Below are 24,409 nucleotides of genomic sequence, written 5' to 3'. Positions count from 1 at the left end.
GGAACGCTCCGCCTCACTCCCCCCGCGCCAAAAACTGCCGGAACCGCTCCGACCGCGGCGCGGAGAACACCTGCTCGGACGGCCCGTCCTCCTCGATTCGGCCCTCGTGCAGAAAGACCACCCGGTGGGCGACGTCGCGGGCGAAGGCCATCTCGTGGGTGACGACCAGCATGGTGCGGCCCTCCTCCGCCAGGGCCCGCATCACCCGCAGCACCTCGGCGACGCGCTCGGGGTCGAGGGCGGAGGTCGGCTCGTCGAAGAGCAGCACCCGCGGGTGCATGGCGAGCGCCCGGGCGATGGCGGCGCGCTGCTGCTGGCCGCCGGAGAGGTGGGCCGGGTAATGGTCGCGCTTGTCGGCGATGCCGACCTTGGCCAGCAGCGCCTCGGCCTCGGCGACGCACTCCGCCTTTTTCCGGCCCTGCACATGGACGGGCGCCTCGATCACGTTCTCCAGCACCGTGCGGTGGGACCAGAGGTTGAAGCTCTGGAAGACCATGCCGACCCGGGAGCGGATGCGGTCGACCTGGGCGCGGTCGGCCGGCACCCGGCCGCCGCGCCGGGCGCGCCAGGCCACCGCCTCGTCGCCGACCACGACCTCGCCGCCCTCCGGCACCTCCAGAAGGTTGATGCAGCGGAGCAGCGTCGACTTGCCGGAGCCGGACGAGCCGAGGATCGCCACGACCTCGCCCTCGCGGGCCGAGAGCGAGATGCCGCGCAGCACCTCCAGGCGGCCGAAATGCTTGTGCAGGTCGCGGACCGCGACGGCCTCGGGGCGGGTGGGTGAGGGGGCGAGCATGGGAGGTCCGGTCGTTCAGGCGGGGCGGGCCACCGGGCGCGGGCGCAGGTCGGGGGAGAGCCAGGCCTCGACGGCCCGCAGGGCGCCGATGATCACGAAGGTGAGGGCGAGGTAGAACGCCCCGGCGCAGACGAAGACCTCCAGCGCCCGGAAGCTCTGGGCGATCAGCTTCTGGGCGATGCCGGTGACTTCCATCAGGGTGATGGTGGAGGCGAGCGAGGTCGCCTTGACGACCGAGATCACCTCGTTGCCGTAGGCCGGCAGCGCCTGGCGAGCGGCGAGCGGCAGGGTGACGCGGCGAAACAGCAGGAGCCGCGGCATGCCGCAGGCGCGCCCGGCCACCAGCGCCCCGTGCGGCACCGACAGGACCGCCCCGCGAAAGATCTCCGCCGTGTAGGCGCCGGTGTTGAGGGCAAGCGCCAGCAGCGCGCACCAGTACGGCTCGCGGAAGAAGCTCCACAGGCCCCAGGCCTGCAGGGCCGGCCGGAACTGGCCGAGGCCGTAATAGATCAGGAAGATCTGTACCAGGAGCGGCGTGCCGCGAAAGACGAAGATGTAGAGGCGGGCGAGCCAGTCCGACGGGGCGAGGCCGGAGAGGCGGCCCCAGGCCGCCAGGGCCGCCAGCACGCCCCCGAGGGCGACCGAGCCGGCGGTGAGGCTCAGCGTCAGCGGCAGGCCGCCGAGCAGCGCCCGCACGGTGGTGGCGAGGAAGTCGAGGTCGATCATCGCCGCCCCTCGGTCACGGCGCGCCCCGGCGGGCATGGGCCTCGGCGCGGGAAAAGCCCCAGGTCGAGAGCGAGGTGATGGCGAGGTACAGGGCGGCGGCCGCGAGGTAGAAGGTGAAGGGCTGGCGCGTCGACCCGGCTCCGACCTGGGCCTGGCGCAGCAGCTCGACGAGACCGGTGACCGAGACGAGCGCGGAATCCTTGAGCAGGATCTGCCAGACGTTGCCGAGGCCGGGAAGCGCGGTGCGGGCGACGAGCGGGGCCACCACCCGGCGCAGGATCAGCCCGCGATGCATGCCCACCGCGCGCGCCGCCTCGACCTGCCCGCGGTCGAGGGCGAGGTACGCGCCGCGAAAGACCTCGGCCTGGTAGGCGCCCGAGATGATCCCGAGCGCCGCGACGCCGACCCCGAAGGCCGGCACGCCGATGAAGCCCGTCGCCCCGAACAGGCCGGCGACCTGGCCCAGGGCCGCGCTGCCGCCGAAATACAGGAGGTAGATGACGAGAAGGTCCGGCACGCCGCGCAGGAGCGTGGTGTAGCCGTCGGCCGCGAGCCGCAAGGGGGCGGCCCCCGACAGCTTGGCGGCCGCCGCGAGGCCGCCGAGCACCGCCCCGACCAAGAAGCCGCAGAGCGACAAGGCCAGGGTGGTGAGGGCGGCGAGCAGCAGCGCCCCGCCCCAGCCGCCGGGCCCGAAGCCGAGAAGGGTGAAGGCGCTCACGCGTCTCTCATCGTTTGGTCATTCGCCGTGTCCGTCCGTCAGCCCTGCGGGGTCAGGTCGGCCTTGAACCACTTGAGCGAGAGCGCCTTCAGGGTGCCATCGGCGACCACCGCGTCGATGCCCTGGTCGAGGCGGGCCTTCAGGGCCGCCTCGCCCTTGCGCAGGCCGATCGCGACGCCGCGGCCGAGGATGCCGCCGCGGAATCGGGGCCCCGCCAGCATCACCGTCCCGGCGAATTCCGGCTTCTCGGCGGTCGCCCGCAGGGGCGCGTCGTTGGCGAAGATCGCGTCGATGCGCCCGGCCGAGAGGTCGAGGTCGTGCTGCTCGGTGGTCTTGTACTCGCGCACCTCGACGGTGCCCTTGAGGTACTTGTCCATGAAGGCCGCGTGGATGGTCGAGACCTGGACGCCGACGGTCTTGCCCTTGAGGAGCGGCTTGATCGTGTCGAGCGCCTTCTGGGCCCCGGCCTCGTCCATCAGGCTGAACTTCTCGCCGCCCAAGGGGAGCTTGGCGAGCGGCCCGTTGCGGTCGACCGCGAAGCCCGAGGAATCGCCGCTATAGGGCTTGCTGAAATCCACCACCTTCAGGCGCGCGTCGGTGATGGTCATGCCCGACATGATGGCGTCGAACTTCTTGGCGTTGAGGCCCGGCACCACGCCGTCCCAGTCCTGGGCGACGAACTCGCACTTGAGCTTGGCGCGGGAGCAGATCTCGCGGCCGAGCTCGATCTCGTAGCCGTCGAGGCTGCCGTCGGGCTTGGTGAAGTTGTAGGGCGCGTAGGCGCCCTCGGTGGCGATCCTCACCGTCGCCGGCACCGCGTCGTCGGCCCGGGCCGCCGCGACGGGGCCGAGGGCGAGGGAGAGGAGGAGGGCGAGAGCAGACCTGATCGTCATTGCGGCGTTGTCCCCGGGGCCGGTCTCGGCCGTGTCGCGCTCAGCTAACCCGCAAGGGGTGCCCTCACGCAAGCGCCAGCTTGCCGGCACGATGCGAGCGGCGTGCCATCGCGGTTTGCACTCACGGCCAAGCACTGTTATGGCGCCCACCGCGGGCGGCATGCCCGCCAGGACGCGGGCATCGCGCCCGCCAGGAGCATGACCGATGGCCCCGAGGGCAGAGGCGCGACGACGGATCGGCTGATCGATCCGCCCTCATCTTTCCGACGCCTGCCCCGAGTGTGCCCGTGACCACGCTTCCCCTCGTCATCCGGCCCGAGACCCCGCGCGAGGCCGACGCCATCGAGCGCCTGCACGAGCGCGCCTTCGGCCCCGGCCGCTACGCCCGCACCGCCTTCCGGTTGCGGGAGGGCGTGCCGCATATGCCCGATCTCTCGTTCACGGCGCTGGTCGGCACGCTGCTGGTCGGCTCGGTGCGGGTCTCGCCGGCCCGGGCCGGGGCGAGCCCGCTCCTGGTGCTGGGGCCGCTGACGGTCGACCCGGCCTTCGGCAGCCGCGGCATCGGCGGCGCCCTGATGCGCGCCTCCCTCGACGCCGCCAGGGCCGGCGGCCACGGCCTCGTCATCCTGGTCGGCGACGCGCCGTACTACGCCCGCTTCGGCTTCCGGGTCCTGCCGCCGCGCAAGCTCAGCCTGCCGGGCCCGGTCGATCCGGCGCGGTTCCTGGGCCTGGAACTGCGCGAGGGCGCCCTGGCCGAGGCGAGCGGGGGTGTGGTCGGCGGGGTGGTTCGCGAGCCGATCTGAAGGCAGGGGATCAGGTTTCGCACCCGCCATCGTCGTCCGGTTTCCGCTCTGCGCGGCCCCCGTGACGCGGTGAGCCTGACGGCGAGGGAAGCGATTGATCGGCGAGGATCCTTGCCTCCCCCTCCCGTGCGGGAGAGGGAGATCGATCGGTTGAAGCCTCAGTCCTTCATCACCTGGCCGTCGGGCCCGACCTTCACTTCCTGTTCCTTGTCCGCCAGCGCCACCTTGATCTCGTAGGCGACCGCCGAGCCCTCGCGCTCGACCTCGGCCTCGTAGGCCTTGCCGCCGCCGGCGCGCTGCTCGGCGATCGTGAGCGCGTCCTTCAGCGAGGTCTTGGCGTTCTGGAAGTCGCTGACCTTCAGGCGGGTGAAGTAGCGCTCGATCGGCTGGTTCTCGCTCTTGTAGAGCGCGCCGGTATCGGCGTTGATGCCGTGCTCGACCAGCTTGCCGTCCGGATAGACGACCTTGATCGCCCAGTGGGTCGGGTTCTTGCCGTCGGCCTTCTCGAAATCGGCGTCGATGGCGCGGCCGCCGGCGCCCTGCTGCTCGGCGGTGGTGATCGCCTGGGCGAGGCTGATCTTGGTCAGCTTGGCGGCCTGGAACTCCTTCATGTCGCCGGCGGCCGGCGCGGTCGGGGCGGGGGCCGTCGGAGCCGGCGCGGTGGGAGCCGTCGGGGTGGTGGTCTGCGCGAGGGCGAGGCCGGTGGTGAGCGCGAGGGCGCCGACCGTGGCGAGGAAGCGCGTCAGCATCGATGTCTCCGAGGTGGGGAATGTTGTCCCTTAGGGGTACCGGAAACGCCGGTCGCGCGACTTGGTTGCCCGTTGGGCAACCGGCTTCGCGCGCGTGGCGGCCGCGCCCGGCGCCGGAACAGGGGTACTCCCCGCCAGTTGGTCCGGCATCGCGGCCCGCCCTTAGGCGGCGCCTCCCACCCGACCGGAGACCGTCCGTGCTGCCATCCCGCGCCCTGCTGGCGCTCGTCCCCGTTTCCCTCCTCCTCGCCGTGCCCGCCGCCGAGGCCCAGGGCAATCCGTTCTTCGATCCGGAGGCGACCGGCTCCCTGCGCGACGGACGTGCGGCCGGCGAGCCCGTCCCGCGCACCGGCCCGCAGGTCTGCCAGCGCTGGTGCGAGGCCGACCACGTCCCCTGCGATCCCCCGAACTTCAAGATCGCCGACGGGCGCTGCCGCCCCTTCGGCGGCAGCCGCTTCTGACCTTCCGCAAGGATCCTCGACGATGACCGACTTCCCGAAGCCGCCCTTCGCGCGCCAGAAGCCGATCCCGATGCCGGGCCGCGACGCCGAGATGGACCCGCGGCCCGATTACGGCGAGACCCGCTACAAGGGCTCGGGGCGCCTGTCCGACCGCAAGGCGATCATCACCGGAGGCGACAGCGGCATCGGCAAGGCGGTGGCCCTCGCCTTCGCCCGCGAGGGCGCCGACGTGCTGATCGCCTATTACGACGAGCACGACGATGCCCGCGAGACCGCGAAGCTCATCGAGTCCGCCGGCCGCAAGGCGGTGCTGGTGCCGGGCGACATCAAGGACCCGGCCCATTGCCGCGCCATCGTCGAGAAGGCGGTGGCGGCCTTCGGGCGCGTCGACGTGCTCGTCAACAACGCCGCCCATCAGGCCACCGTGTCGTCGATCGAGGAGATCAGCGACGAGGAGTGGGACGTCACGTTCCGCACCAACATCCACGCCATGTTCTACCTGACAAAGGCGGCGGTGCCGCACATGCGGCCGGGCAGCGCGATCATCAACACCACGTCGATCAACGCCGATACGCCGAGCCCGCAGCTGCTCGCCTACGCCACCACCAAGGGGGCGATCCAGAACTTCACCGGCGGCTTGGCGCAGCTCCTCGCCGAGAAGGAGATCCGGGTGAACTGCGTCGCCCCCGGCCCGGTCTGGACCCCGCTGATCCCCTCGACGATGCCCGAGGAGAAGGTGCGCCAGTTCGGCTCCCAGGTCCCGATGAAGCGCCCCGGCCAGCCGGTCGAGCTCGCGCCCGTCTACGTGATGCTGGCGAGCGAGGAGGCGAGCTACGTCTCGGGCGCCACGGTGGCGGTGACCGGCGGCAAGCCGATGATCTGACACTCAACAATGCCGCTCCGGGGTAGGTACCGGGGCGGCTCCATCGTGAAACCGAAGTTTTTTGAAGCGATTACATCGCCGCCAGCGACACCCGGAACACCGTCTGCCCGGTCTCGTCGCGGACGTTCATGGCGAGGACCGCGCCGGCGGCCCGGGCGAGGTCGCGGGCGCAGGAGCGCAGGGCCTGCATGGCCTCGGCGCGGGCGGCGCCGGGATCGGCGAGCACCACCCCGATCGTGTCGCGGGCATCCCAGGTTCCGGCATCGAGGTCGAAGAAGTAGCGGTGCACGACTTGTCCTCCTGGCTCGCCCCGGTCTTGCCGGGCCCCACGGCCCGCGGCCTTAACGCAGGCTAACCAAAGCCACGCAAAGACCGGGCCGCTCCGGCGCAGCCCCGACCGCGGAGCGAATCGGCGCGGCTCTTGCCTGACCCTAGCCTGCTCGCCGGGAGGGTCTCAAGCCGTGCGCTATACCGTGGGTTGCCGTCTGGCCTATGCGGTCGAGACCGAGACGGTGTTCATCTTCAACCTCGAAGTCGCGCGGCTGGAGCGGCATCGGGACTTGCAGGAGACCTTCCGGGTGACGCCCGACCTGCCCGTGCGCCGGCTCGTCGCCCCGGTCACCGGCAACCGCTACGCCGCCGTCACGGTCCCGCCCGGCGCCTTCAGCCTCGACTACGAGGCGCGCGTGACGCTCGATCCCCACCGGGCCGACCCGGCCGGCATCGGCGAGACACCGGTCAAGGACCTGCCGCTCGACATCCTGCCCTATCTGCTGCCGAGCCGCTTCGTCTCCTCCGACCGCCTCACTCCCTTCGCGCAGGCCGAGTTCGGCGACGCAGCCCCGGGCTTCGAGCGGGTGAGCCGGATCTGCAACTGGATCCACGACCACATCGCCTATGTGCGCGGCGCCAGCGACGAGGAGACCACCGCCGACGAGACGCTCCTGAAGCGGGCAGGGGTGTGCCGCGATTTCGCGCATCTCGGCGCCGCCTTCTGCCGCGCGCTCGGCATCCCGGCCCGCTTCGTCAGCTGCTACGCCTACGGGCTGGTGCCGTGCGACTTCCACGCGGTGTTCGAGGCCTATCTCGACGGGCGCTGGTGGCTGTTCGACGCCACGCGGCAGGCCAACCTCGACGGGCTGGTGCGGATCGGCGTCGGGCGCGACGCGGCCGAGATCGCCTTCGCGACGCCGTTCGGCGAGATGAGACCCACCGGCATGGAGATCCGCATCGACCGGGTCGACGGCGCGCCGGAGACCGGGGAGCGCACGGTCGCGGCGATCTCGACCGCCGAGGCGGGGCCTGACGCGGCGGATGGCCTGCGCTAGGGTTCACCCCGGAGGCCCCGCAGGAGCTATCGCCGATGAGCTATCGCCACGTCGTCGGACCCCGGACCTTCGTCTTCTCCGACCTTGCCGAGCTGATGGCGAAGGCGAGCCCGCCCCGGTCCGGCGACCGGCTCGCCGGTCTCGCAGCAGGGAGCGCCGAGGAATGCGTGGCGGCGCGCTGGTGCCTCGCCGCGGTGCCGCTGCCTGAGATCCTGGCCCGGCCGCTGATCCCCTACGAGGCCGACGACGTCACCCGGCTGATCCTCGACGGCCACGATGCCGCGGCCTTCGCGCGGATCGCCCACCTGACGGTCGGCGACTTCCGCGAGTTCCTGCTCACCGCCTCGACCGAGACGCTGAGCCGGATCGCCCCCGGGGTGACGCCGGAGATCGCCGCCGCGGTCTCGAAGATCATGCGCAACCAGGACCTGATCCTGGTCGCCCGCAAGGCGCGGGTGGTCACGCGCCTGCGCAACACGATCGGGCTGCCCGGCACGCTCGCGGTCCGGCTCCAGCCCAACCACCCGAGCGACGACCCCGCCGGCATCACCGCGGCGATCCTCGACGGCTTGTCTTACGGCTGCGGCGATGCCTGCATCGGCATCAACCCGGCCTCGGATTCGGTCCAGGGCCTCACCGGCCTGCTGCACCTGCTCGCCGAGCTGATCGACCGCTTCGCGATCCCGACGCAGGGCTGCGTGCTCACCCACGTCACCACGACGCTGGAGGCGATGAACCGCGGCGTGCCGGTCGACCTGGTGTTTCAGTCGATCGCCGGCACGCAGGCCGCCAACGCCTCGTTCGGCGTCACGCTCTCGGTGCTCAAGGAGGCGCAGGAGGCGGCGCTCGCCCTCAGGCGCGGGACTTTAGGCGACAACGTGATGTATTTCGAGACTGGCCAGGGCTCGGCGCTCTCGGCCGACGCCCATCACGGGATCGACCAGCAGACCCTGGAGGCCCGGGCCTACGCGGTCGCCCGTGCGTTCCGGCCGCTCCTCGTCAACACGGTGGTGGGCTTCATCGGCCCGGAATACCTCTACGACGGCAAGGAGATCATCCGGGCCGGGCTCGAGGACCATTTCTGCGGCAAGCTGATGGGCGTGCCGCTCGGCGTCGACGTCTGCTACACCAACCACGCCGAGGCCGACCAGGACGACATGGACACCCTGCTGACGCTGCTGGGCGCGGCCGGCGTGACCTACATCATGGGCGTGCCGGGGGCCGACGACGTGATGCTGAACTACCAGTCGACGTCCTTCCACGACCAGCTCTACCTGCGGGAGGTGATGGGCCTCAAGCGGGCGCCGGAATTCGCCGAGTGGCTCGCCCGGATCGGCCTCACCGATGCGGGCGGCGCGCTCCTGCCCGGGGGCGGGGCACCGCTGCTGGCCGCCAGCCCAGGCCTCGCCGCGTGAGCCCGGAGGATGGCTGGCGGCGCCTCGCCGCCCTGACGCCGGCCCGCATCGCCCTCGGCCGGGCCGGCGCCGGCCTGCCGACCCGGGAGGTGCTGCGCTTCGGCCTCGCCCATGCCCAGGCCCGCGACGCGGTCCACCTGCCCCTCGGCGTCGAGGCGGTGCGGGCCGGCATCGCGGCCCTGGGCTTCGGGACCCTGACGGCGGCCTCGGCGGCGCCCGACCGGACGACCTACCTGCGCCGGCCCGATTTCGGCCGGCGGCTCGACGAGGCCTCGACAGCGGCGCTGACGCAGGCCGCCGGCGAGCCGGTCGACCTCGCCCTGGTGGTGGCGGACGGGCTCTCGGCCCGGGCGGTGCACGAGGGCGCGGTGCCGCTCCTCTCTGCCCTCAAGCCGGCGCTCACCGGGTCCGGCTGGCGCCTCGCCCCGGTTGTGGTGGCGACCCAAGCCCGGGTGGCGCTCGGCGACGCGGTCGGGGCATTGCTGCGGGCCCGCGCCGTCGCGGTGCTGATCGGCGAGCGGCCCGGCCTGTCCTCGCCCGACAGCCTGGGCGTCTACCTCACCTTCGATCCGCGCCCCGGACGCACGGACGCCGAGCGCAACTGCCTGTCGAACGTGCGCGCGGCCGGGCTGACGCCGGACCTGGCGGCGTTCAAGCTGCACTGGCTGATCGACCAGGCGCTGACCCGGCGCCTGACCGGCGTGGCGCTCAAGGACGAGAGCGACCGGCTGCTGGCGGGGCCGGCGGCGACGGGCATGATCGAGGCGTGACGCGGCTTCTCGAAGGGCCCCGTTTCCGTGGTTCCTGCCGGCGATCCACGCAGGGCGGGCGACAACCACGGACACCGGGCGATCGCATGCCGACGCGTCAGACGCCCTCGCCCATGGCGGACTGCATCATGCGGTCACCGGAGAGGTCGTCGTCGCTGTAGCCGAGGAGCTCGGCGAGGCGGTTGCGGGCGCGGTTGACCCGGCTCTTGATCGTGCCGATCGCCACGCCGCAGATGCCTGCGACCTCCTCGTAGGACAGGCCCTCGGCGCCGACCAGGATCAGCGCCTCGCGCTGGTCGGGCGGCAGCTTGGCGAGGCCGGCGCGCAGGTCCTGCACGTCGAGGCGGTGGCCCTGGTCGGGAGCGGTGAACAGGCGCGCGGCGTAGGAGCCGTCCTCGTCCTGCACCTCGCGCATCCGCTTGCGCTGCTCGGAGTAGAACGCGTTGCGCAGGATGGTGAACAGCCATGCGTTCAGGTTGGTGCCGGGCTGGAAGCGGTGCTGGTTCTGCCAGGCGCGCAGGATCGTGTCCTGAACGAGGTCGTCGGCCCGGGCGGCGTTGTTGGTGAGCGAGAGCGCGAAGGCGCGCAGCGAGGAGAGGGCCGCCAGCATGCCTTCGCGGAACTCGGGCTCCACCGCCTTGCCTTGCGCGGCGAGCGCCGCCTCGAGCTTCTCGATCAGCGCGAGGAAGATCTCCGGGGTCGCGGCGGTCTCGAGGGGGGCGTAGGCGGCGCGGAGCTGGCGGCCGAGATGGACCTGGACGGTCGGGGGCAGGCCGGGCTTGGAGGGAGCGGCGAGGTTAGGATTGTCGGTGGACGCCATGCGACTCTCACGTTCGGGAGCGGGGAGGGCGGTGCGGCGGCTCGGTCGCGATCCCGAGATCGTCGGAGACCGGGAACCTTCGGGGGCCGCTCGCGCTGTCCCGCGCCGGAGCTTCCATGCGCGGGGAAGTGGGGCGCGCGGCGCGCCTGTCGACGCGCGCATCGCCGCGGGCGGGCGGCTCAGCAGCGCCGCGTCCGGTCTCGCACCGCGCCCTCGCTCCGCACCTCGCCGCAACCCATCGCCGTCACTCCTGATCACGCCACAGGCCGCATTCGCGGCCACGCCCCGGCTGCCCGGGTCCGGGGGCAACGGCGTCGTACGGCCCAGGTTCCCGGGCCGGTGGCGAATCCCGTTCCGGCCCGGGGCCCGTCACCAGGTCCGGGCACCGGGGCGGCTCCGGTATTCCGCCGCGCGGATCCGGGTCATGAGGCGGTCGAGTTCCTGCAGCAGGGCGGCCTCCTCGGCCTCGGCCGCGGCGGCCGCGGCCGGGTCGGCGAGGTAGGCCCGCTGCTGGCCGGCGCGGGCGAGCCGCAGCTCCAGCTCCGTCCGCTCGGCGTGCAGGGCCAAGAGCTCCCGGCGCCGGGGATCGTCCCGGTCGCCGGCGCCGCCCGGCTGCCCGCTCGCGCCGGGATCCGGGGGCTCGTCGGTCAGCGTGTCGAGGTTGTGCACAACGGCGCGTCCTGTCGATAAAGGGCCTGCGGTAGCTCGCACTTCCAACGCGCGAGGGGCGCGGAACGTCGCAACCGGCCGGCGCTTGTCATCCAAACGTCATGGGATCGTCATAGGGCCGGCGTCGCGCCGGGCGTATCCCTCGCGGCGCGGCGGAGGCCCCGGCAACGATCGGGACACATTCCGGCGCAGTCGGGGAGACCGGTCACGTCCCCACCGGCAGTCGACGACGCGAGGCGCCGGGACACGAGTTCCGTCCCGGACCAACGCCCCGCCGGACCGATCCGAACACGGAGATACCAGTGAAGCCCTTCTCCTACGCGCTCGCCATCGGGCTCGCGACCGCCCAGATCGCCACCTCCGCCCTGGCCCTCGACATCACGGGTGCCGGCGCCACCTTCCCGTTCCCGGTCTATTCCAAGTGGGCCGAGGCCTACCGCAAGGAGACCGGCAACGGCCTGAACTACCAGTCGATCGGCTCGGGCGGCGGCATCAAGCAGATCCAGGCCAAGACCGTCGATTTCGGCGCCACCGACGCGCCGCTGAAGGGCGAGGCCCTGACCAAGGACGGTCTGGTCCAGTTCCCGACCGTGATGGGCGGCGTCGTCCCGGTCGTCAACATCCAGGGCGTGAAGACCGGCGAGGTCAAGCTCACCGGCGAGGTCCTGGCCGAGATCTACCAGGGCAAGATCAAGAAGTGGTCGGACCCCAAGATCGCCGGCCTGAACCAGGGCGTGAAGCTGCCCGACGGCCCGATCACCCCGGTCTACCGGTCGGATGCGTCCGGCACCACCAACATCTTCACCACCTACCTGTCGGACGTGTCGCCGGCCTGGAAGTCCGAGCTCGGCGCCTCGACCACGGTCAGCTGGCCGGCCGGTCAGGGCGGCAAGGGCAACGAGGGCGTCACGGCCGTCGTCAAGCAGGTGCCGAACGCCATCGGCTACGTCGAGTACGCCTACGCCAAGCAGAACAACCTGCCGGTGGCGCTGATCCGGAACAAGGACGGCCAGTTCCCGATGCCGGGCGACGAGGCGTTCCAGGCCGCCGCCGCCAATGCCGACTGGAAGGCCGCTCCGGGCTTCGGCATCTCGCTGACCAACCAGGCCGGCGCCAAGGCCTGGCCGATCACCGCCGCGACCTTCATCCTGGTCCACAAGAACCCGGCCGACACCGCCCGCACCGCCGAGGTGCTGAAGTTCTTCCGCTGGGCCTACAAGAGCGGCGACAAGATGGCGAGCGAGCTCGACTACGTCCCGCTGCCCGACAAGGTCGTGGGCCAGGTCGAGGACGAGTGGAAGAGCATCGTCGGCAAGGACGGCAAGCCCGTCCTCGGCATGTGACCGGCGCCCGGCCGTAGATTACCGGGAGGGCGGGGTCCGCCCTCCCTTCCGCCGGCGCACGACGCGGCCGGCCGGGCGCGCAAGGTCGCCCGGCCGGCCGCGTCCGAGCCCGCGCGGCGCTTGAGCGAAGCCGAGATCCCGGTGGCGGACCCGTATCGACCGCCGGATCGCGTCCGACTCGCCTCGATCCGCCCAGCGCGCTAAGGCCGCTCACTCCAAGGGAAACCCGGATGGTCGCGTTGTCTGAGAACGTCGCTGTGGCGGCGAGGCCCGAAGTCGCCCGCCGCGCCCCGAGCCCCGTGGGCGACCGCATCTTCCGCGTCGCCGCCCTCGCCTCGGCGCTCCTCGTCCTGCTGGTGCTCGCCGGCATCCTCGCCTCGATCGCCTATGGCGGCTGGCCCGCCTTCCAGACGTTCGGCCCGGGCTTCCTCGTCTCGAGCGCCTGGAACGTCGGACGCGAGGAGTACGGGGCGCTCGTCGCCATCATCGGCACGCTCGTCTCGGCGCTGCTCGCCCTGGTCATCGGCGTGCCGATCTCGCTCGGCATCGCGATCTACCTGACCCAGCTCTGCCCCGGCTGGGCCCGCCGCCCGGTCGCCATGACGATCGAGCTGCTCGCCGCCGTGCCGAGCATCATCTACGGCATGTGGGGCCTGTTCATCTTCGCGCCGCTCTTCGCGCGCTTCGTGCAGATCCCGGTCTCGAGCGTCGTCGAGGGCATGCCGGTCGTCGGCACCCTGTTCTACGCCCAGGTGCCGTCCGGCGTGGGCGTGCTCACCGCCGGCATCATCCTGGCGATCATGATCGTGCCGTTCGTGGCCTCTATCACCCGCGACATGCTCGACCAGATCCCGACGGTGCTGCGCGAGAGCGCCTACGGCATCGGCTGCACCACCTGGGAGGTCGTGCGCCACGTGCTGATCCCGCAGGCCTCGGTCTCGATCATCGGGGCGATCATGCTGGGCCTCGGCCGCGCGCTCGGCGAGACGATGGCGGTCACCTTCGTGATCGGCAACGCCAACCGCCTGTCGGCGTCGATCTTCGATCCGGGCTCGACCATCGCGTCGCGCATCGCCAACGAGTTCAACGAGGCCGACGGCATGCAGCTCAACGCCCTGATGGCCCTCGGCTGCATCCTGTTCATCGTCACCTTCATCGTGCTCATCGTCGCCCGGCTGCTGGTGCGCCGCGCGAAGGTGGCCTGACCCCGACTCCGCAGGACGCTTCCCGATGAACGCCTCCCCCGCCGCGGTCCAGGGCGCCGCCCCGGTCGCCCCCTCCCGCCCGGCGCCCCAGGAATGGGGCCGGGTCCGCGCGAGCCGCCGCTCCGCCGACAAGATCCTGATCGTGTCCTGCACCGCCGCCACCGCCCTCGGCGCGGTGGTGCTCGGCTCGATCCTGCTGATGCTCATCATCGAGGGCGTGCGCGGCTTCTCGCCGGCCCTGTTCACCCAGGTGACGCCCGGCCCCGGCTCCGAGGGCGGCGGCATCGCTAACGCGATCCTCGGCAGCCTGGTGATGACGGCCCTCGGCATCGTGGTGGCGACGCCGGTCGGCGTGCTCGCCGGCACCTACCTCGCCGAGTACGGCCGCACCTCGCCGCTCGCCAACCTGATCCGCTTCCTCAACGACATCCTGCTCTCGGCGCCCTCGATCCTGATCGGCCTGTTCGTCTACACCCTGATGGTGCGGCCGATGGGCGGCTATTCGGGCTGGGCTGGCGGCGTGGCGCTGGCGATCATCGCGACGCCGGTGATCGTGCGCACCACCGAGGACATGCTGCGCCTGGTGCCCGGGACCCTGCGCGAGGCCGGCGCGGCCCTCGGCGCCCCGACCTCGATCGTGATCCGCAGCGTCACCTGGCGGGCGGCGCAGTCCGGCATCGTCACCGGCGTGCTCCTGGCGCTCGCCCGCATCGCCGGCGAGACCGCGCCGCTGCTCTTCACGGCGCTCAACAACAATTCCTGGTTCAACAGCAACCTGATGGGCGGCGTCGCGAACCTGCCGGTGATGATCTACCAGTTCGCGCTGTCTCCTTACGAGAACTGGCGCCAGCTGGCCTGGGCCGGCGCGCTCCTCATCACCGTCACCATCCTGGGCCTGTCGATCGTGGCCCGCCTCGTCCTGACCGGCCCCAAGGGGCGCTGACCGCATCCTGCTTGGAGACACCCGATGAGCGCCACCGCCACCGCCGCGCCGGTCGTGGGCCAGAGCACGGCCGACGAATCCGCCCCGGTCCGCCTCGCCGTCAAGGACCTCAACTTCTTCTACGGCGACTTCAAGGGCCTGAAGAACATCAACCTCAACTTCCTCGACCGCCAGGTCACGGCCCTGATCGGGCCGTCGGGCTGCGGCAAGTCCACCCTGCTGCGGACCTTCAACCGCATCTACAGCCTCTATCCCGAGCAGCGCGCGGAAGGGCAGATCCTGCTCGACGGCCGCAACATCCTGGATCCCTCGATCGACCTCAACGAGCTGCGTGCCCGGGTCGGCATGGTGTTCCAGAAGCCGACCCCGTTCCCGATGTCGATCTACGACAACATCGCGTTCGGCATCCGGCTCTACGAGCGCCTCGGCAAAGCCGACCTCGACAACCGCGTCGAGGAGGCCCTGCGCAAGGGCGCGCTGTGGGACGAGGTGAAGGACAAGCTCAAGCAGTCCGGCATGGGCCTGTCCGGCGGCCAGCAGCAGCGCCTCTGCATCGCCCGCACGGTGGCGCAGCGCCCGGAGGTGATCCTGTTCGACGAGCCGACCTCGGCCCTCGACCCGATCTCGACCGGCCGCATCGAGGAGCTGATCGAGCAGCTGCGGGGCGAGTTCACCATCGCCATCGTCACCCACAACATGCAGCAGGCGGCCCGCATCTCGCAGTTCACCGCCTTCATGTATCTCGGCGAGCTGATCGAGTTCGGGCCGACCAACCGGCTGTTCATGAACCCGTCGAAGCGCCAGACCCAGGACTACATCACCGGCCGGTTCGGCTGAGGCGCAACGGAACCGCTCCGCCGGCCCCTGCCGGGCCGGCGCACGCCACACACCCCACCTCATTGCGGGGAGTCATCTCATGTCGGGCCACATCGTCACCTCCTACGATCAGGAGCTGCAGAACCTGCGGCGCAGCATCGCCGAGATGGGCGGGATCGCCGAGAAGATGGTGGCGGATTCCGGCCAGGCGCTGCTGCGCCGCGACGCCGCCCTCGCCCAGGCGGTGATCGCCGTCGACCAGCGCCTCGACGGGCTGCAGCGCGAGATCGAGGAGAAGGCCATCCTCCTCATCGCCAAGCGCCAGCCGATGGCGATCGACCTGCGCGAGACGATCTCGGCGATCCGCGTCTCGGGCGACCTCGAGCGCATCGGCGACCTCGCCAAGAACGTCGCCAAGCGCGTCGTCGCGATCAGCGACCAGGTCCAGCTGCAGAAGATCGTCGTCGGCGTGGAGCACATGAACGAGCTGGTCCAGGAGCAGCTCAAGGACGTGCTCGACGCCTACGCCACCCAGGACACGGTCGCGGCCCTCGACGTCTGGGCCCGGGACGGCGGCATCGACGCGCTCTACACCTCGCTGTTCCGCGAACTCCTGACCTACATGATGGAGGACCCGCGCAACATCACGTTCTGCACGCATCTCCTGTTCTGCGCCAAGAACGTCGAGCGCATCGGCGACCACACCACCAACATCGCCGAGACCATCCACTACCTCGCCACCGGCGAGACGCTGCCGACCGATCGTCCCAAGAACGACCGCTCGAGCTTCGCCACCCTCGACTCCCAGCCCGAGGCCTGACGGGCAGGCCCGCCCGGGTTCACGCCCGGAGCGGGCCTGCCACCGGACCCCGCCCGAAGTGCCGATGATGAGTACCCGCATCCTGATCGTCGAGGACGAGGAAGCCCTCACCCTCCTCCTGCGCTACAATCTCGAGGCCGAGGGCTTCGAGGTCGACGCCGTCGCCCGGGGCGACGAGGCGGATCTCCGCCTGCGCGAGCAGGTCCCGGACCTCGTCCTCCTCGACTGGATGATGCCCGGCCTGTCCGGCATCGAGCTGTGCCGGCGCATCCGCGCCCGCCGCGAGACCGAGCGGCTGCCGGTCATCATGCTGACGGCTCGCGGCGAGGAGGGCGACCGGGTGCGGGGGCTCGCCACCGGCGCCGACGACTACATCGTCAAGCCGTTCTCGGTGCCGGAACTCCTGGCGCGGGTCCGCGCCCTGCTGCGCCGGGCCAAGCCCGCCCACGTCGCCGACCTGCTCGTCGCCGGCGACATCGAGCTCGACCGGGTCAGCCACCGCGTCCGCCGCGACGGCCGCGAGCTGCATCTCGGCCCGACCGAGTTCAAGCTGCTCGAGTTCCTGATGCAGAGCCCGGGGCGGGTCTTCTCCCGCGAGCAGCTCCTCGACGGCGTCTGGGGCCACGACGTCTACATCGACGAGCGCACCGTCGACGTGCATATCGGGCGCCTGCGCAAGGCGATCAACCGCGGCCGCGACACCGACCCGATCCGCACCGTGCGCGGCTCCGGCTACTCCTTCGACGAGATGTTCGCGCCGGAGTAGCGAGGGGGCCGGCCGCCCTGCGGGTCGGGGCCGACCGGCCAGGCCTGGGCGCGGCCGTCCGATCGCCGCGGCAACGCGGCCGATCCCGCATCGATCCCGCGCCCGGTCGTCCCGGGTTCCGCCGCGCGGCTCCGGGACGACGATGCCGGCGCGATCGCGGCCCGGAGGGAGGATGCCCGCCCGCGGTCCCGCCATTCCGGACGCCGCCCGGATCAACCATGGCGGCCGGACAGGATTCGTTAGGATTCGAGCGATACACCCAACCCATCGGAAGGGATCGGCCCGTTTCGCCCGGAGCGGCGCGACGCCGCCTCCCGGAGCGTGACGGGCGGGCGCCGCTACCGGAATCCAACGACCCGGCGGTCGCGCTTGCGCTCCGCGGCGGGCTGGTAGGCGATGCGGCTGTGATGGGTGCAGTAGGGCAGGCCGGTGATCGCGCGGTCGCCGCAGAAGCGGAATTCCGGTGAGGACGGGTCGCCCATCGGCCAGCGGCACATGAATTCCCGCAGCTCCATGATGGTGACGCGGGCGCTCTCCGGCAGGGCGACGGCGGGGGGCGAAGCGGCAGCCTGGGTCTGGATCAGGGCCAGGGCTGGCGGCGCGGGCGCCAGGACGGCCGGTGTCTCGGGCGCGGGCGCGGCGGGCAGTTCGGCCTCGCCCCGGGCTTTGCGGCCGGCGGGCGGGGCACCGTTCGGCTTCACGATCCGCCCGGCGAGGCCGAGGCGGTGGACCTTGCCGATGACCGCGTTGCGGGACACGCCGCCGATCTCGGCGGCGATCTGGCTGGCGCTCTTGCCCTCGCTCCACAGCCGCTTGAGAAGCTCGACGCGTTCCTTCGTCCAGCTCGGGCCCGCATCCATCATCGCCGCCTCCACTCCCCCGACATCACCCATGGAATCGACGCGCAGCCGCGAGCGGCCCGCCGTTCGACCGCGCGTTCAGTCCGTCCGATCCTGCTGGTGATCGCCGCCACGCCTCGGGCGGTGGCGACGGGGTGAACCTACAGGACGGCCTAACATCCGCGCAAGAGTCCGCCTCTGGCCGAGTTGGCTTTTCCCCGCCCCGGGACGGGCTCCTCGACCCCTCCGGCGCTCACCCCGGCCCCTTGGCGGGGCTCGGCCCGGACCCACCGGGTACCGGAAAATATTCATTTCCCTGAATGGCTTGTCCGGTCGCCAGTCTGACTCCGGCGCGCCACGGCGTCACGCGCGCGACGGTTAAACCGCCGCGCCGCGGCGTCGCAAGCCAAGGTTGTCGTCACGGTCTTTCGGAAGCGTGGCCCCGGCGCCACGGCCGGGCCGCGTCCGGGCCCCGTCCGGACCCGTCCGGGCACGTTGCCGGGCGCCGGGGCGGGGCCTATCTTGGGATGACCAACAGGGCCGACGCCAGCACCGACGGCCGCCCCGGGAGACCTCATGCGAACAGCCCTCGCGTGCGTCCTGCTCGCGCTCTCGCCGCCCGTTCTGGCGGCGGAGGCCGTGCACCTCGCGCCCCACCGCGCCGTCTACGACCTGTCGCTGTCCGGCAGTTCCGGCACCCGCGCGGTCGAGAGCGCCCGCGGCCGGATCGTGTTCGACTTCTCCGGCGATGCCTGCAGGGGCTTCGCGCTGCAGTACCGGCAGGTGACGGTGCTGGAGAGTTCGGAGAGCGGCACCCGCACCTCGGACCTGCGCAACACCACCTTCGAGAGCGGCGACGGGCGCAGCTTCCGCTTCCGCACCCAGTCCGACCTCAACGGCAAGGCGGCCGCCCCGGTCGACGGCAATGCCGAGCGGGACGACAAGGGCCTCGACATCAGCCTCCGGCAGCCCAAGCGCGGCGGGCTGGCGGTGCCGGGCGAGGTGCTGTTTCCGGCCGCCCACATGAAGCGGCTGATCGAGGCGGCCCGGGCGGGGCAGTCCACCGTCGCCGTGAAGGTCTTCGACGGGTCCGACGACGGCCGCAAGGTCTACGACACCCTCGCGGTCATCGGGCCGCAGCGCGCCGTCGCGGCGGAAGCGGCCCGACCCGGCCCGGCCACGCCCGACCCGACCACGCCCGGAGGCCCGAGGCCGGCGGCTGCGCCGGCCGACGCCGTCCTGCGCGACGGCGCCATGGCGACGATGCCGCACTGGCCCGTCACGCTGAGCTATTTCTCGCCGGGGGAGGGGGAGCGCACGCCCGTCTACGTCCTCGCCTTCGATCTCTACGAGAACGGCGTCAGCGGGGCCTTGCGTCTCGATTACGGCGAGTTCTCCCTCAAGGGCGAGCTGTCGCGGATCGACCTCACGCCGGAGAGCAAGGACTGCAAGTCCTGACGGCCCGTGCCGTCGCGGCGGGGCCTATCCGGGCTCCGGGCGCTTCCTGCCGGGCGGCGCGAAGCCGAGCCCGCGCTGCACCGCATCCGCGCCGAACCGCTCGCGCAGGGCGTCGACGGCGGCCGCGCGGCTCGCCTCGCGGCGCGCCGAGCCGTCGGCGAGGTCGCCCCGATCGGCATGGGCCGCGCCGCAGAGGTCGCCGGCCCCGATCCCGATCAGCCGGTAGGCCGTGCCGTCGCAGGCCTCGCGCAGCAGCGCCTCGGCCGGGCGGAACAGCCGCTCGGCCACCTGGGTCGGCGCCAGCCCCGACCGGGTGCGGGTCCGCAGGCGGAAGTCGCGGTCCTTCAGCTTCAGGGTGACGCTGCCGGCGGCGAGCTCCGCCCGCTTCAGGCGCCGCGCCACGGTCTCGCACAGCCGCCACAGCACCGGCCGCAGGGCCTCGAAGGCCCGCAGATCCTCCGAAAAGGTGGTCTCGCCCGAGATGCTCTTCGTCTCGCGCCGGGGCTGCACCGCCCGCGGATCCTCGCCCCGCGCCAGGGCGAGGAGGCGGGCGGCGTCCCGCCCGAGGCTCGCCTGCAGCCGCTCCGGGGCGATCCGGGCGATGTCGCCGATCCGGCGGATTCCGAGGGCGGCAAGCCGCCCGGCCGCGGCCGGGCCGATGCCCGGCAGCACCCGGACCGGGCGCGGCGCCAGGAAGGCTTCGGCCTCGTCCCGGCCGATGATCGAGAAGCCGCGGGGCTTCTCGAGATCGGAGGCGATCTTGGCCAGGAACTTGTTGGGGGCGAGCCCGACCGAGACGGTGATCCCGATCTCCGCCTCGACCGCGCGGGCGAAGCGCGCGAGCGTCACGGAGGGCGGCGCCCCGTGCAGCCGCGCGGTGCCGGTGAGGTCGAGGAAGGCCTCGTCGATCGAGACCGGCTCGACCAGGGGCGTGAGCGCCTGCATCATCGCCCGCACCTGCCGGCCGACGCGGGCGTACTTCTCCATGTCGGGCCGCAGCACCACCGCGTCCGGGCAGGCCTCGAGGGCGCGGTACATCGGCATCGCCGAGTGGACGCCATGGATGCGCGCGATGTAGCAGGCGGTCGCGACCACCCCGCGCCTCCCGCCGCCGATGATCAGCGGCCGGTCGCGCAAGCGGGGGTCGTCGCGCTTCTCGACCGCGGCGTAGAACGCGTCGCAATCGACGTGGGCGATGGCCAGCGCGTCGCGCTCCGGGTGCGCCAGCAGGCGCGGAGAGCCGCAGGTGCCGCAGCGGCGGGTGCCGGCCGGTGCGGTCGCGCCGCAATCGCGGCAGAGCGCGTCCTCGGCCACGCGCCGGTCCCGCGCTCAGGCGCCGAACTCGCCCGGGTCCGGCGGCCCGAGGCGGCGCCAGGCCTGGGTGATCCGCTCCGGCGGGACCTCGAGGGCCGCCGCGCAGGCCACGAGCAGCTCCTCGTCGGCCACCACGTGGTCGAGGAGGCCCGCCACGAGTTCCGGGCTCCCGGCGGCCTGCCGCAATGCATCCGGGGAGAGGCCCGAGCTCTCCATGAACCGCAGCAATCGGCCCGGCTCGCCCGTGACGTAGCCGAAGACGCGGTTGCCCAGGGCCTCCGCGGCGGATTCACTCAGCACTCCGCCACGGGGATCGGACCCCCTGGCAAATCCTTCGAATTTGCGTTTCATCAACATGTGCCGCTTAACAGTGTTGCGGTTCCGGTCGCAGCCGGGGTGTGACGCGGCCCGCTGGAGCGCCGGAGACAGTGAGCCATGACGAAGACGGTGCTCATCGTCGAGGACAATGAGTTGAACATGAAGCTCTTCAACGACCTGTTGGAGGCCCATGGCTACGCGACCCTCAAGACGGCCAACGGGATCGAGGCGATCGAGCTGGCGCGGCGGCACCGGCCCGACCTGATCCTGATGGACATCCAGCTGCCCGAGGTGTCGGGCCTCGAGGTCACTAAATGGCTCAAGGAGGACGATGAGCTCAAGGGCATCCCGGTGATCGCCATCACGGCCTTCGCCATGAAGGGTGACGAGGAGCGCATCCGCGAGGGGGGCTGCGAGGCCTACCTCTCCAAGCCCATCTCGGTCGCGAAGTTCCTCGCGACGGTCCGCACCTATGCCGGCGATGACCGCCAGAGTTAAGCCAAGATCGAGCCTGAGCTGAGAGAGGCCTGACCTTCCATGTCGGCACGCGTTCTCATCGTCGACGACCTCTTTCCGAACATCAAGCTGCTCGAGACGAAGCTGACGATCGAGTATTTCGACGTCGTCTCGGCGATGAACGGTGCCGATGCGCTCGCGATCTGCGAGAAGGGGCTGTGCGACATCGTGCTGCTCGACGTGATGATGCCCGGGATGGACGGGTTCGAGGTGTGCCGCCGGATCAAGTCGACACCGGCGACCGCGCACCTGCCGGTGGTGATGGTGACCGCCCTCGACCAGCCGAGCGACCGCCTGCGCGGGCTCGACGCCGGCGCCGACGATTTCCTGACCAAGCCGATCGACGACACCGCCCTGATGGCCCGGGTGCGCAGCCTGGTGCGCCTGAAGGCGGTCACCGACGAATTGCGCAGCCGCGCCATGGCCTCCCGCGTCGGCGACCCGCTGGCGGCGGCCGCCGCCGAGACGGGCCACAACGCGAACGTGCTGATCGTCGAGGATCGCCGCTCGGCCGCCGAGCGGCTGGCGGCGGCCCTCGGCCAGTACCACTGCGTCGAGACCGTGGCCTCGCCCCAGGACGCGCTCGAGCGGGCCAAGGCCGGCGACTTCGACGTCGTGCTGGTGAGCCTCGACCTGCAGGACTATGACGGCCTGCGCCTGTGCAGCCAGCTGCGCTCCCTCGACCGCACCCGCAGCGTGCCGGTGGTGATGCTGGCCGATCCGCAGGACCGCGCCCGGATCATGCGCGGACTCGATCTCGGCGTGCATGACTACCTGGTCCGCCCGATCGACCGCAACGAGCTGGTCGCCCGGGTGCGCACCCAGGTGAAGCGCAAGCGGTTCTCGCACTCGCTGCGCGAGTCGGTCCAGGCGTCGATGGACCTCGCCGTCACCGACGGGCTCACGGGCCTGCACAACCGGCGCTACCTCGACAGCTACCTCGCCGGGCTGTTCTGCGAGCCGTCCCTGCGGGAGCGGCCGGTGGCGCTGCTGCTCCTCGACATCGACCGCTTCAAGTCGATCAACGACCGCTTCGGCCACGATGCCGGCGACGAGGTGCTCAAGGAGTTCGCCACGCGCATCCGGGCCCAGACCCGCGGCATCGATGTGGTGGCGCGCTACGGCGGCGAGGAGGTCGTGGTCGTGGTGCCCGATACCGGGCTCGATGCCGCCCGCCAGGTCGCCGAGCGCATCCGCGAGCGGATCGAGGCGGTGCCGTTCCAAGTCCAGCGCGGCACCACCGCGATCGACGTCACGGTCTCGATCGGCGTCGCCGCCCGCCAGCCGGAGGACGACGCGCCCGGCCAGATGCTCAAGCGCGCCGACCTCGCCCTCTACCAGGCCAAGCAGGCCGGCCGGAACCGGGTGGTCGCGGCGGCGGCGTGAGGATTCGCGCTCGCGCCCTGCCATCCTCCGCGTCAGCCCGGGGCCGCGCGCAGCGCAATCCCGGATCCGGAACCGTTGACGGTCCAGGATCAGTCGGAACGCGAGCGGCCTCGTTCTGAACCGGGGACGCTCGTCGCGCCCCCGACCGATCGTCAGGCCGGCCCGAGCCTCTCCAGCACCTCCGCCAGCACCGCCGGCATGAGCTCCGGAAGGTCCTCCGCGATCAGCCCCGGCCCGTGCCGGCGTGCGGCCGCGGCGTGGAGCCAGACCGCGGCGGCGGCAGCCTCGAAGGCCGGCATGCCCTGCGCGAGAAGCCCGCCGGCGAAGCCGCACAGCACGTCGCCGCTGCCGGCGGTGCCGAGCCACGGCGTGCCGTTGGGGTTGATCGCGGCGCGGCCGTCGGGGGCGGCGATCACCGTGTCGGCCCCCTTCAGCACCACGACGGCGCCGAGGAACGCCGCCGCCGCCCGCGCCCGGACGAGCTTGGACCCGTCCGGCACCGCCGCCACGCCCTTGAACAGGCGCCTGAACTCCCCCTCGTGCGGCGTCGCGACCGCCTCCGCGCCGCCCGCCGCGATCAGCTGCGCGAGGTCGTCGGCCTTGCCCGAGAAGCTCGTGAGCGCGTCGGCGTCGAGGACGAGGCGGCGGCCGGCCTCGGTGGCGACGCGGACGAGGTCGCGGGTCGGCGCTCCGGTGCCGAGGCCCGGGCCCGCGACGATCACGGCGAGGCGCTCGTCGGTGAGGAGGTCGTCGAGGTCGTCGGCGCCGTCGCAGGGGCGCAGCATGATCGCGGTGAGCTGGGCGGCATTCTCCGGCAGAGCCGGCGTCGGCGACAGCACGGTGACGAGGCCGGCGCCGATCCGCAGGCATCCCCGGGCGGCGAGGCGCGCCGCCCCGGTGCGGTGCGCCGGCCCCGACAGAACCACCGCGTGGCCGCGGGTGTATTTGTGGCTGTCGTCGGACAGCCGCGGGAAGGCGGCGTCCCACAGGTCAGGCCCGTTGACGTGGGCCTTGGACCCGATCCCCGCCACCACCGCGTCCGGCACGCCGATCGCCGCGACGACGACCGGGCCGCACAGGCGCCGGCCGGGCAGCAGGAGATGGCCGGGCTTGGGCCGCACGAAGGTGACGGTCTCGGTCGCGGCGACGACCGGGCCGAATGCCGCCCCGGTATCGCCGTCGAGCCCCGAGGGCACGTCGACGGCGAGGACCGGGACGCCGGCGGCATTGACGTGCTCGACCAGCGCGGCGGCCTCGCCCGCGAGCGGCCGGCTGAGGCCGGCCCCGAACAGGGCGTCGATCACCAGGGCGAAGCCGGCCGGCTGGGCGCTGGCGGCGTCGGCCACCGGCCCGGTCCAGTCGCCGGCCGCCGCCGCGGCGTCGCCCGCCAGCGCGTCGCGCCGGCCGAGCAGCGCCACCTCGACCGGAAGGCCCGCCTCGGCCAGCAGCGTCGCGGCGACGAAGCCGTCGCCGCCGTTGTTGCCCGGCCCGCACAGGACGAGGATCCGGCCGTCGCCCGCGAGCGCGCGGGCGCGCTCGGCCACCGCGGCGCCGGCCCGGCGCATCAGCGCCAGCCCCGGCGTGCCGGCGTGAATCGCCGCGGCATCCGCCCGCCGCATCTCCTCGGTGGTGAGCAGCTCCGTCCCAACCATCG

27 protein-coding genes are annotated in these 24,409 nt (G+C 72.2%); 15 read left to right on the top strand and 12 right to left on the bottom strand.

Annotated features, from left to right (window positions below):
* Positions 1 to 13: 13 nt before the first annotated feature.
* The 4 genes from EU555_RS31400 to EU555_RS31385 are packed head-to-tail and all read right to left on the bottom strand — an operon-like array spanning position 14 to position 3,133.
* Positions 14 to 796, bottom strand: a complete 783-nt coding sequence (locus EU555_RS31400) for an ABC transporter ATP-binding protein (RefSeq protein WP_135419266.1) — start codon at positions 794 to 796, stop codon at positions 14 to 16.
* A gap of 15 nt (positions 797 to 811) precedes the next feature.
* Entirely contained in the window at positions 812 to 1,522 is a 711-nt protein-coding gene (locus EU555_RS31395) for an ABC transporter permease (RefSeq protein ID WP_135419265.1), read from the bottom strand.
* A gap of 13 nt (positions 1,523 to 1,535) precedes the next feature.
* Entirely contained in the window at positions 1,536 to 2,240 is a 705-nt protein-coding gene (locus tag EU555_RS31390) for an ABC transporter permease (RefSeq protein ID WP_135419264.1), read from the bottom strand.
* Between the two features lie 38 nt (positions 2,241 to 2,278).
* A complete protein-coding gene (locus tag EU555_RS31385; protein WP_135419263.1) occupies positions 2,279 to 3,133 on the bottom strand; it encodes a transporter substrate-binding domain-containing protein in 855 nt (284 codons plus the stop codon).
* 287 nt (positions 3,134 to 3,420) lie between these two features.
* On the opposite strand from EU555_RS31385, the gene EU555_RS31380 reads away from it, so the two are divergent.
* A complete protein-coding gene (locus EU555_RS31380; RefSeq protein WP_135419262.1) occupies positions 3,421 to 3,936 on the top strand; it encodes a GNAT family N-acetyltransferase in 516 nt (171 codons plus the stop codon).
* Positions 3,937 to 4,094: 158 nt separating this feature from the next.
* Here the strand turns inward: EU555_RS31380 and EU555_RS31375 are convergent, their stop codons facing one another.
* A complete protein-coding gene (locus EU555_RS31375) occupies positions 4,095 to 4,685 on the bottom strand; it encodes a PepSY domain-containing protein (RefSeq protein WP_135419261.1) in 591 nt (196 codons plus the stop codon).
* A gap of 197 nt (positions 4,686 to 4,882) precedes the next feature.
* Between EU555_RS31375 and EU555_RS31370 the strand changes: the two genes are divergently transcribed.
* The gene (locus EU555_RS31370) at positions 4,883 to 5,146 is read left to right on the top strand and encodes a hypothetical protein (protein ID WP_245524584.1); all 264 of its coding nucleotides are present in this window, start codon (positions 4,883 to 4,885) and stop codon (positions 5,144 to 5,146) included.
* Positions 5,147 to 5,168: 22 nt separating this feature from the next.
* Positions 5,169 to 6,029, top strand: a complete 861-nt coding sequence (locus EU555_RS31365; RefSeq protein WP_135419260.1) for an SDR family oxidoreductase — start codon at positions 5,169 to 5,171, stop codon at positions 6,027 to 6,029.
* A 70-nt stretch (positions 6,030 to 6,099) separates the two neighbouring features.
* Here EU555_RS31365 and EU555_RS31360 read toward each other — a convergent pair whose 3' ends face one another.
* On the bottom strand, positions 6,100 to 6,318 hold the full coding sequence (locus EU555_RS31360; RefSeq protein ID WP_135419259.1) for a DUF6894 family protein: 219 nt from the start codon (positions 6,316 to 6,318) through the stop codon (positions 6,100 to 6,102).
* A 172-nt stretch (positions 6,319 to 6,490) separates the two neighbouring features.
* Here EU555_RS31360 and EU555_RS31355 point away from each other — a divergent pair, with 172 nt between their 5' ends.
* The 3 genes from EU555_RS31355 to eutC are packed head-to-tail and all read left to right on the top strand — an operon-like array spanning position 6,491 to position 9,542.
* Positions 6,491 to 7,357 carry a transglutaminase-like domain-containing protein gene (locus EU555_RS31355; protein ID WP_135419258.1) on the top strand — a complete coding sequence of 289 codons (867 nt, stop codon included), beginning with the start codon at positions 6,491 to 6,493 and terminating at the stop codon, positions 7,355 to 7,357.
* Between the two features lie 35 nt (positions 7,358 to 7,392).
* Positions 7,393 to 8,772 (top strand): ethanolamine ammonia-lyase subunit EutB, encoded by a 1,380-nt coding sequence (locus tag EU555_RS31350; protein ID WP_135419257.1) that lies wholly within the window; start codon positions 7,393 to 7,395, stop codon positions 8,770 to 8,772.
* The gene (gene eutC, locus EU555_RS31345) at positions 8,769 to 9,542 is read left to right on the top strand and encodes an ethanolamine ammonia-lyase subunit EutC (protein WP_135419256.1); all 774 of its coding nucleotides are present in this window, start codon (positions 8,769 to 8,771) and stop codon (positions 9,540 to 9,542) included. The genes EU555_RS31350 and eutC overlap by 4 nt, the downstream gene beginning before the upstream one ends.
* Before the next feature lie 97 nt (positions 9,543 to 9,639).
* Here eutC and EU555_RS31340 read toward each other — a convergent pair whose 3' ends face one another.
* Together EU555_RS31340 and EU555_RS31335 are read right to left on the bottom strand one after the other, a co-directional pair.
* Entirely contained in the window at positions 9,640 to 10,362 is a 723-nt protein-coding gene (locus tag EU555_RS31340; RefSeq protein ID WP_135419255.1) for a sigma-70 family RNA polymerase sigma factor, read from the bottom strand.
* 369 nt (positions 10,363 to 10,731) lie between these two features.
* Positions 10,732 to 11,031: a hypothetical protein gene (locus EU555_RS31335; RefSeq protein WP_245524583.1), complete on the bottom strand. Its 300-nt coding sequence runs from the start codon at positions 11,029 to 11,031 to the stop codon at positions 10,732 to 10,734.
* A gap of 302 nt (positions 11,032 to 11,333) precedes the next feature.
* Here EU555_RS31335 and pstS point away from each other — a divergent pair, with 302 nt between their 5' ends.
* The 6 genes from pstS to phoB all read left to right on the top strand — a co-directional run bounded on the left by pstS (position 11,334) and on the right by phoB (position 16,924).
* A complete protein-coding gene (gene pstS / locus EU555_RS31330) occupies positions 11,334 to 12,374 on the top strand; it encodes a phosphate ABC transporter substrate-binding protein PstS (protein WP_135419254.1) in 1,041 nt (346 codons plus the stop codon).
* 230 nt (positions 12,375 to 12,604) lie between these two features.
* Positions 12,605 to 13,579, top strand: coding sequence for a phosphate ABC transporter permease subunit PstC (gene pstC / locus EU555_RS31325; RefSeq protein WP_135419253.1), 975 nt, complete (start codon positions 12,605 to 12,607; stop codon positions 13,577 to 13,579).
* A 25-nt stretch (positions 13,580 to 13,604) separates the two neighbouring features.
* The gene (pstA, locus tag EU555_RS31320) at positions 13,605 to 14,522 is read left to right on the top strand and encodes a phosphate ABC transporter permease PstA (RefSeq protein WP_135419252.1); all 918 of its coding nucleotides are present in this window, start codon (positions 13,605 to 13,607) and stop codon (positions 14,520 to 14,522) included.
* Between the two features lie 24 nt (positions 14,523 to 14,546).
* Positions 14,547 to 15,359 carry a phosphate ABC transporter ATP-binding protein PstB gene (gene pstB, locus EU555_RS31315; protein WP_135419251.1) on the top strand — a complete coding sequence of 271 codons (813 nt, stop codon included), beginning with the start codon at positions 14,547 to 14,549 and terminating at the stop codon, positions 15,357 to 15,359.
* 79 nt (positions 15,360 to 15,438) lie between these two features.
* A complete protein-coding gene (phoU, locus tag EU555_RS31310) occupies positions 15,439 to 16,158 on the top strand; it encodes a phosphate signaling complex protein PhoU (protein WP_135419250.1) in 720 nt (239 codons plus the stop codon).
* A gap of 64 nt (positions 16,159 to 16,222) precedes the next feature.
* Positions 16,223 to 16,924, top strand: a complete 702-nt coding sequence (gene phoB / locus EU555_RS31305) for a phosphate regulon transcriptional regulator PhoB (protein WP_135419249.1) — start codon at positions 16,223 to 16,225, stop codon at positions 16,922 to 16,924.
* A 338-nt stretch (positions 16,925 to 17,262) separates the two neighbouring features.
* Here the strand turns inward: phoB and EU555_RS31300 are convergent, their stop codons facing one another.
* Positions 17,263 to 17,787 carry a GcrA family cell cycle regulator gene (locus tag EU555_RS31300; protein ID WP_135419248.1) on the bottom strand — a complete coding sequence of 175 codons (525 nt, stop codon included), beginning with the start codon at positions 17,785 to 17,787 and terminating at the stop codon, positions 17,263 to 17,265.
* Between the two features lie 552 nt (positions 17,788 to 18,339).
* On the opposite strand from EU555_RS31300, the gene EU555_RS31295 reads away from it, so the two are divergent.
* Positions 18,340 to 19,221, top strand: coding sequence for a cell envelope integrity EipB family protein (locus tag EU555_RS31295; protein WP_135419247.1), 882 nt, complete (start codon positions 18,340 to 18,342; stop codon positions 19,219 to 19,221).
* A gap of 24 nt (positions 19,222 to 19,245) precedes the next feature.
* Here the strand turns inward: EU555_RS31295 and EU555_RS31290 are convergent, their stop codons facing one another.
* Both EU555_RS31290 and EU555_RS31285 read right to left on the bottom strand, forming a co-directional pair.
* Complete coding sequence (locus EU555_RS31290) at positions 19,246 to 20,535, bottom strand: DNA polymerase IV (RefSeq protein ID WP_135419246.1); 1,290 nt, start codon at positions 20,533 to 20,535, stop codon at positions 19,246 to 19,248.
* Positions 20,536 to 20,550: 15 nt separating this feature from the next.
* On the bottom strand, positions 20,551 to 20,835 hold the full coding sequence (locus tag EU555_RS31285) for a DUF3572 domain-containing protein (protein ID WP_245524582.1): 285 nt from the start codon (positions 20,833 to 20,835) through the stop codon (positions 20,551 to 20,553).
* Between the two features lie 135 nt (positions 20,836 to 20,970).
* Between EU555_RS31285 and EU555_RS31280 the strand changes: the two genes are divergently transcribed.
* Both EU555_RS31280 and EU555_RS31275 read left to right on the top strand, forming a co-directional pair.
* The gene (locus EU555_RS31280; RefSeq protein WP_135419244.1) at positions 20,971 to 21,351 is read left to right on the top strand and encodes a response regulator; all 381 of its coding nucleotides are present in this window, start codon (positions 20,971 to 20,973) and stop codon (positions 21,349 to 21,351) included.
* A 39-nt stretch (positions 21,352 to 21,390) separates the two neighbouring features.
* Positions 21,391 to 22,755 (top strand): PleD family two-component system response regulator, encoded by a 1,365-nt coding sequence (locus EU555_RS31275; protein WP_135419243.1) that lies wholly within the window; start codon positions 21,391 to 21,393, stop codon positions 22,753 to 22,755.
* 152 nt (positions 22,756 to 22,907) lie between these two features.
* Here EU555_RS31275 and EU555_RS31270 read toward each other — a convergent pair whose 3' ends face one another.
* Entirely contained in the window at positions 22,908 to 24,407 is a 1,500-nt protein-coding gene (locus EU555_RS31270; RefSeq protein WP_135419242.1) for an NAD(P)H-hydrate dehydratase, read from the bottom strand.
* Positions 24,408 to 24,409 lie beyond the last annotated feature (2 nt).

It is taken from the genome of Methylobacterium nonmethylotrophicum, from assembly GCF_004745635.1.
Classification (GTDB): domain Bacteria; phylum Pseudomonadota; class Alphaproteobacteria; order Rhizobiales; family Beijerinckiaceae; genus Methylobacterium; species Methylobacterium nonmethylotrophicum.
Note: the sequence above shows the minus strand (reverse complement) of the source record. Positions and strands in the feature narration are given on the sequence as shown.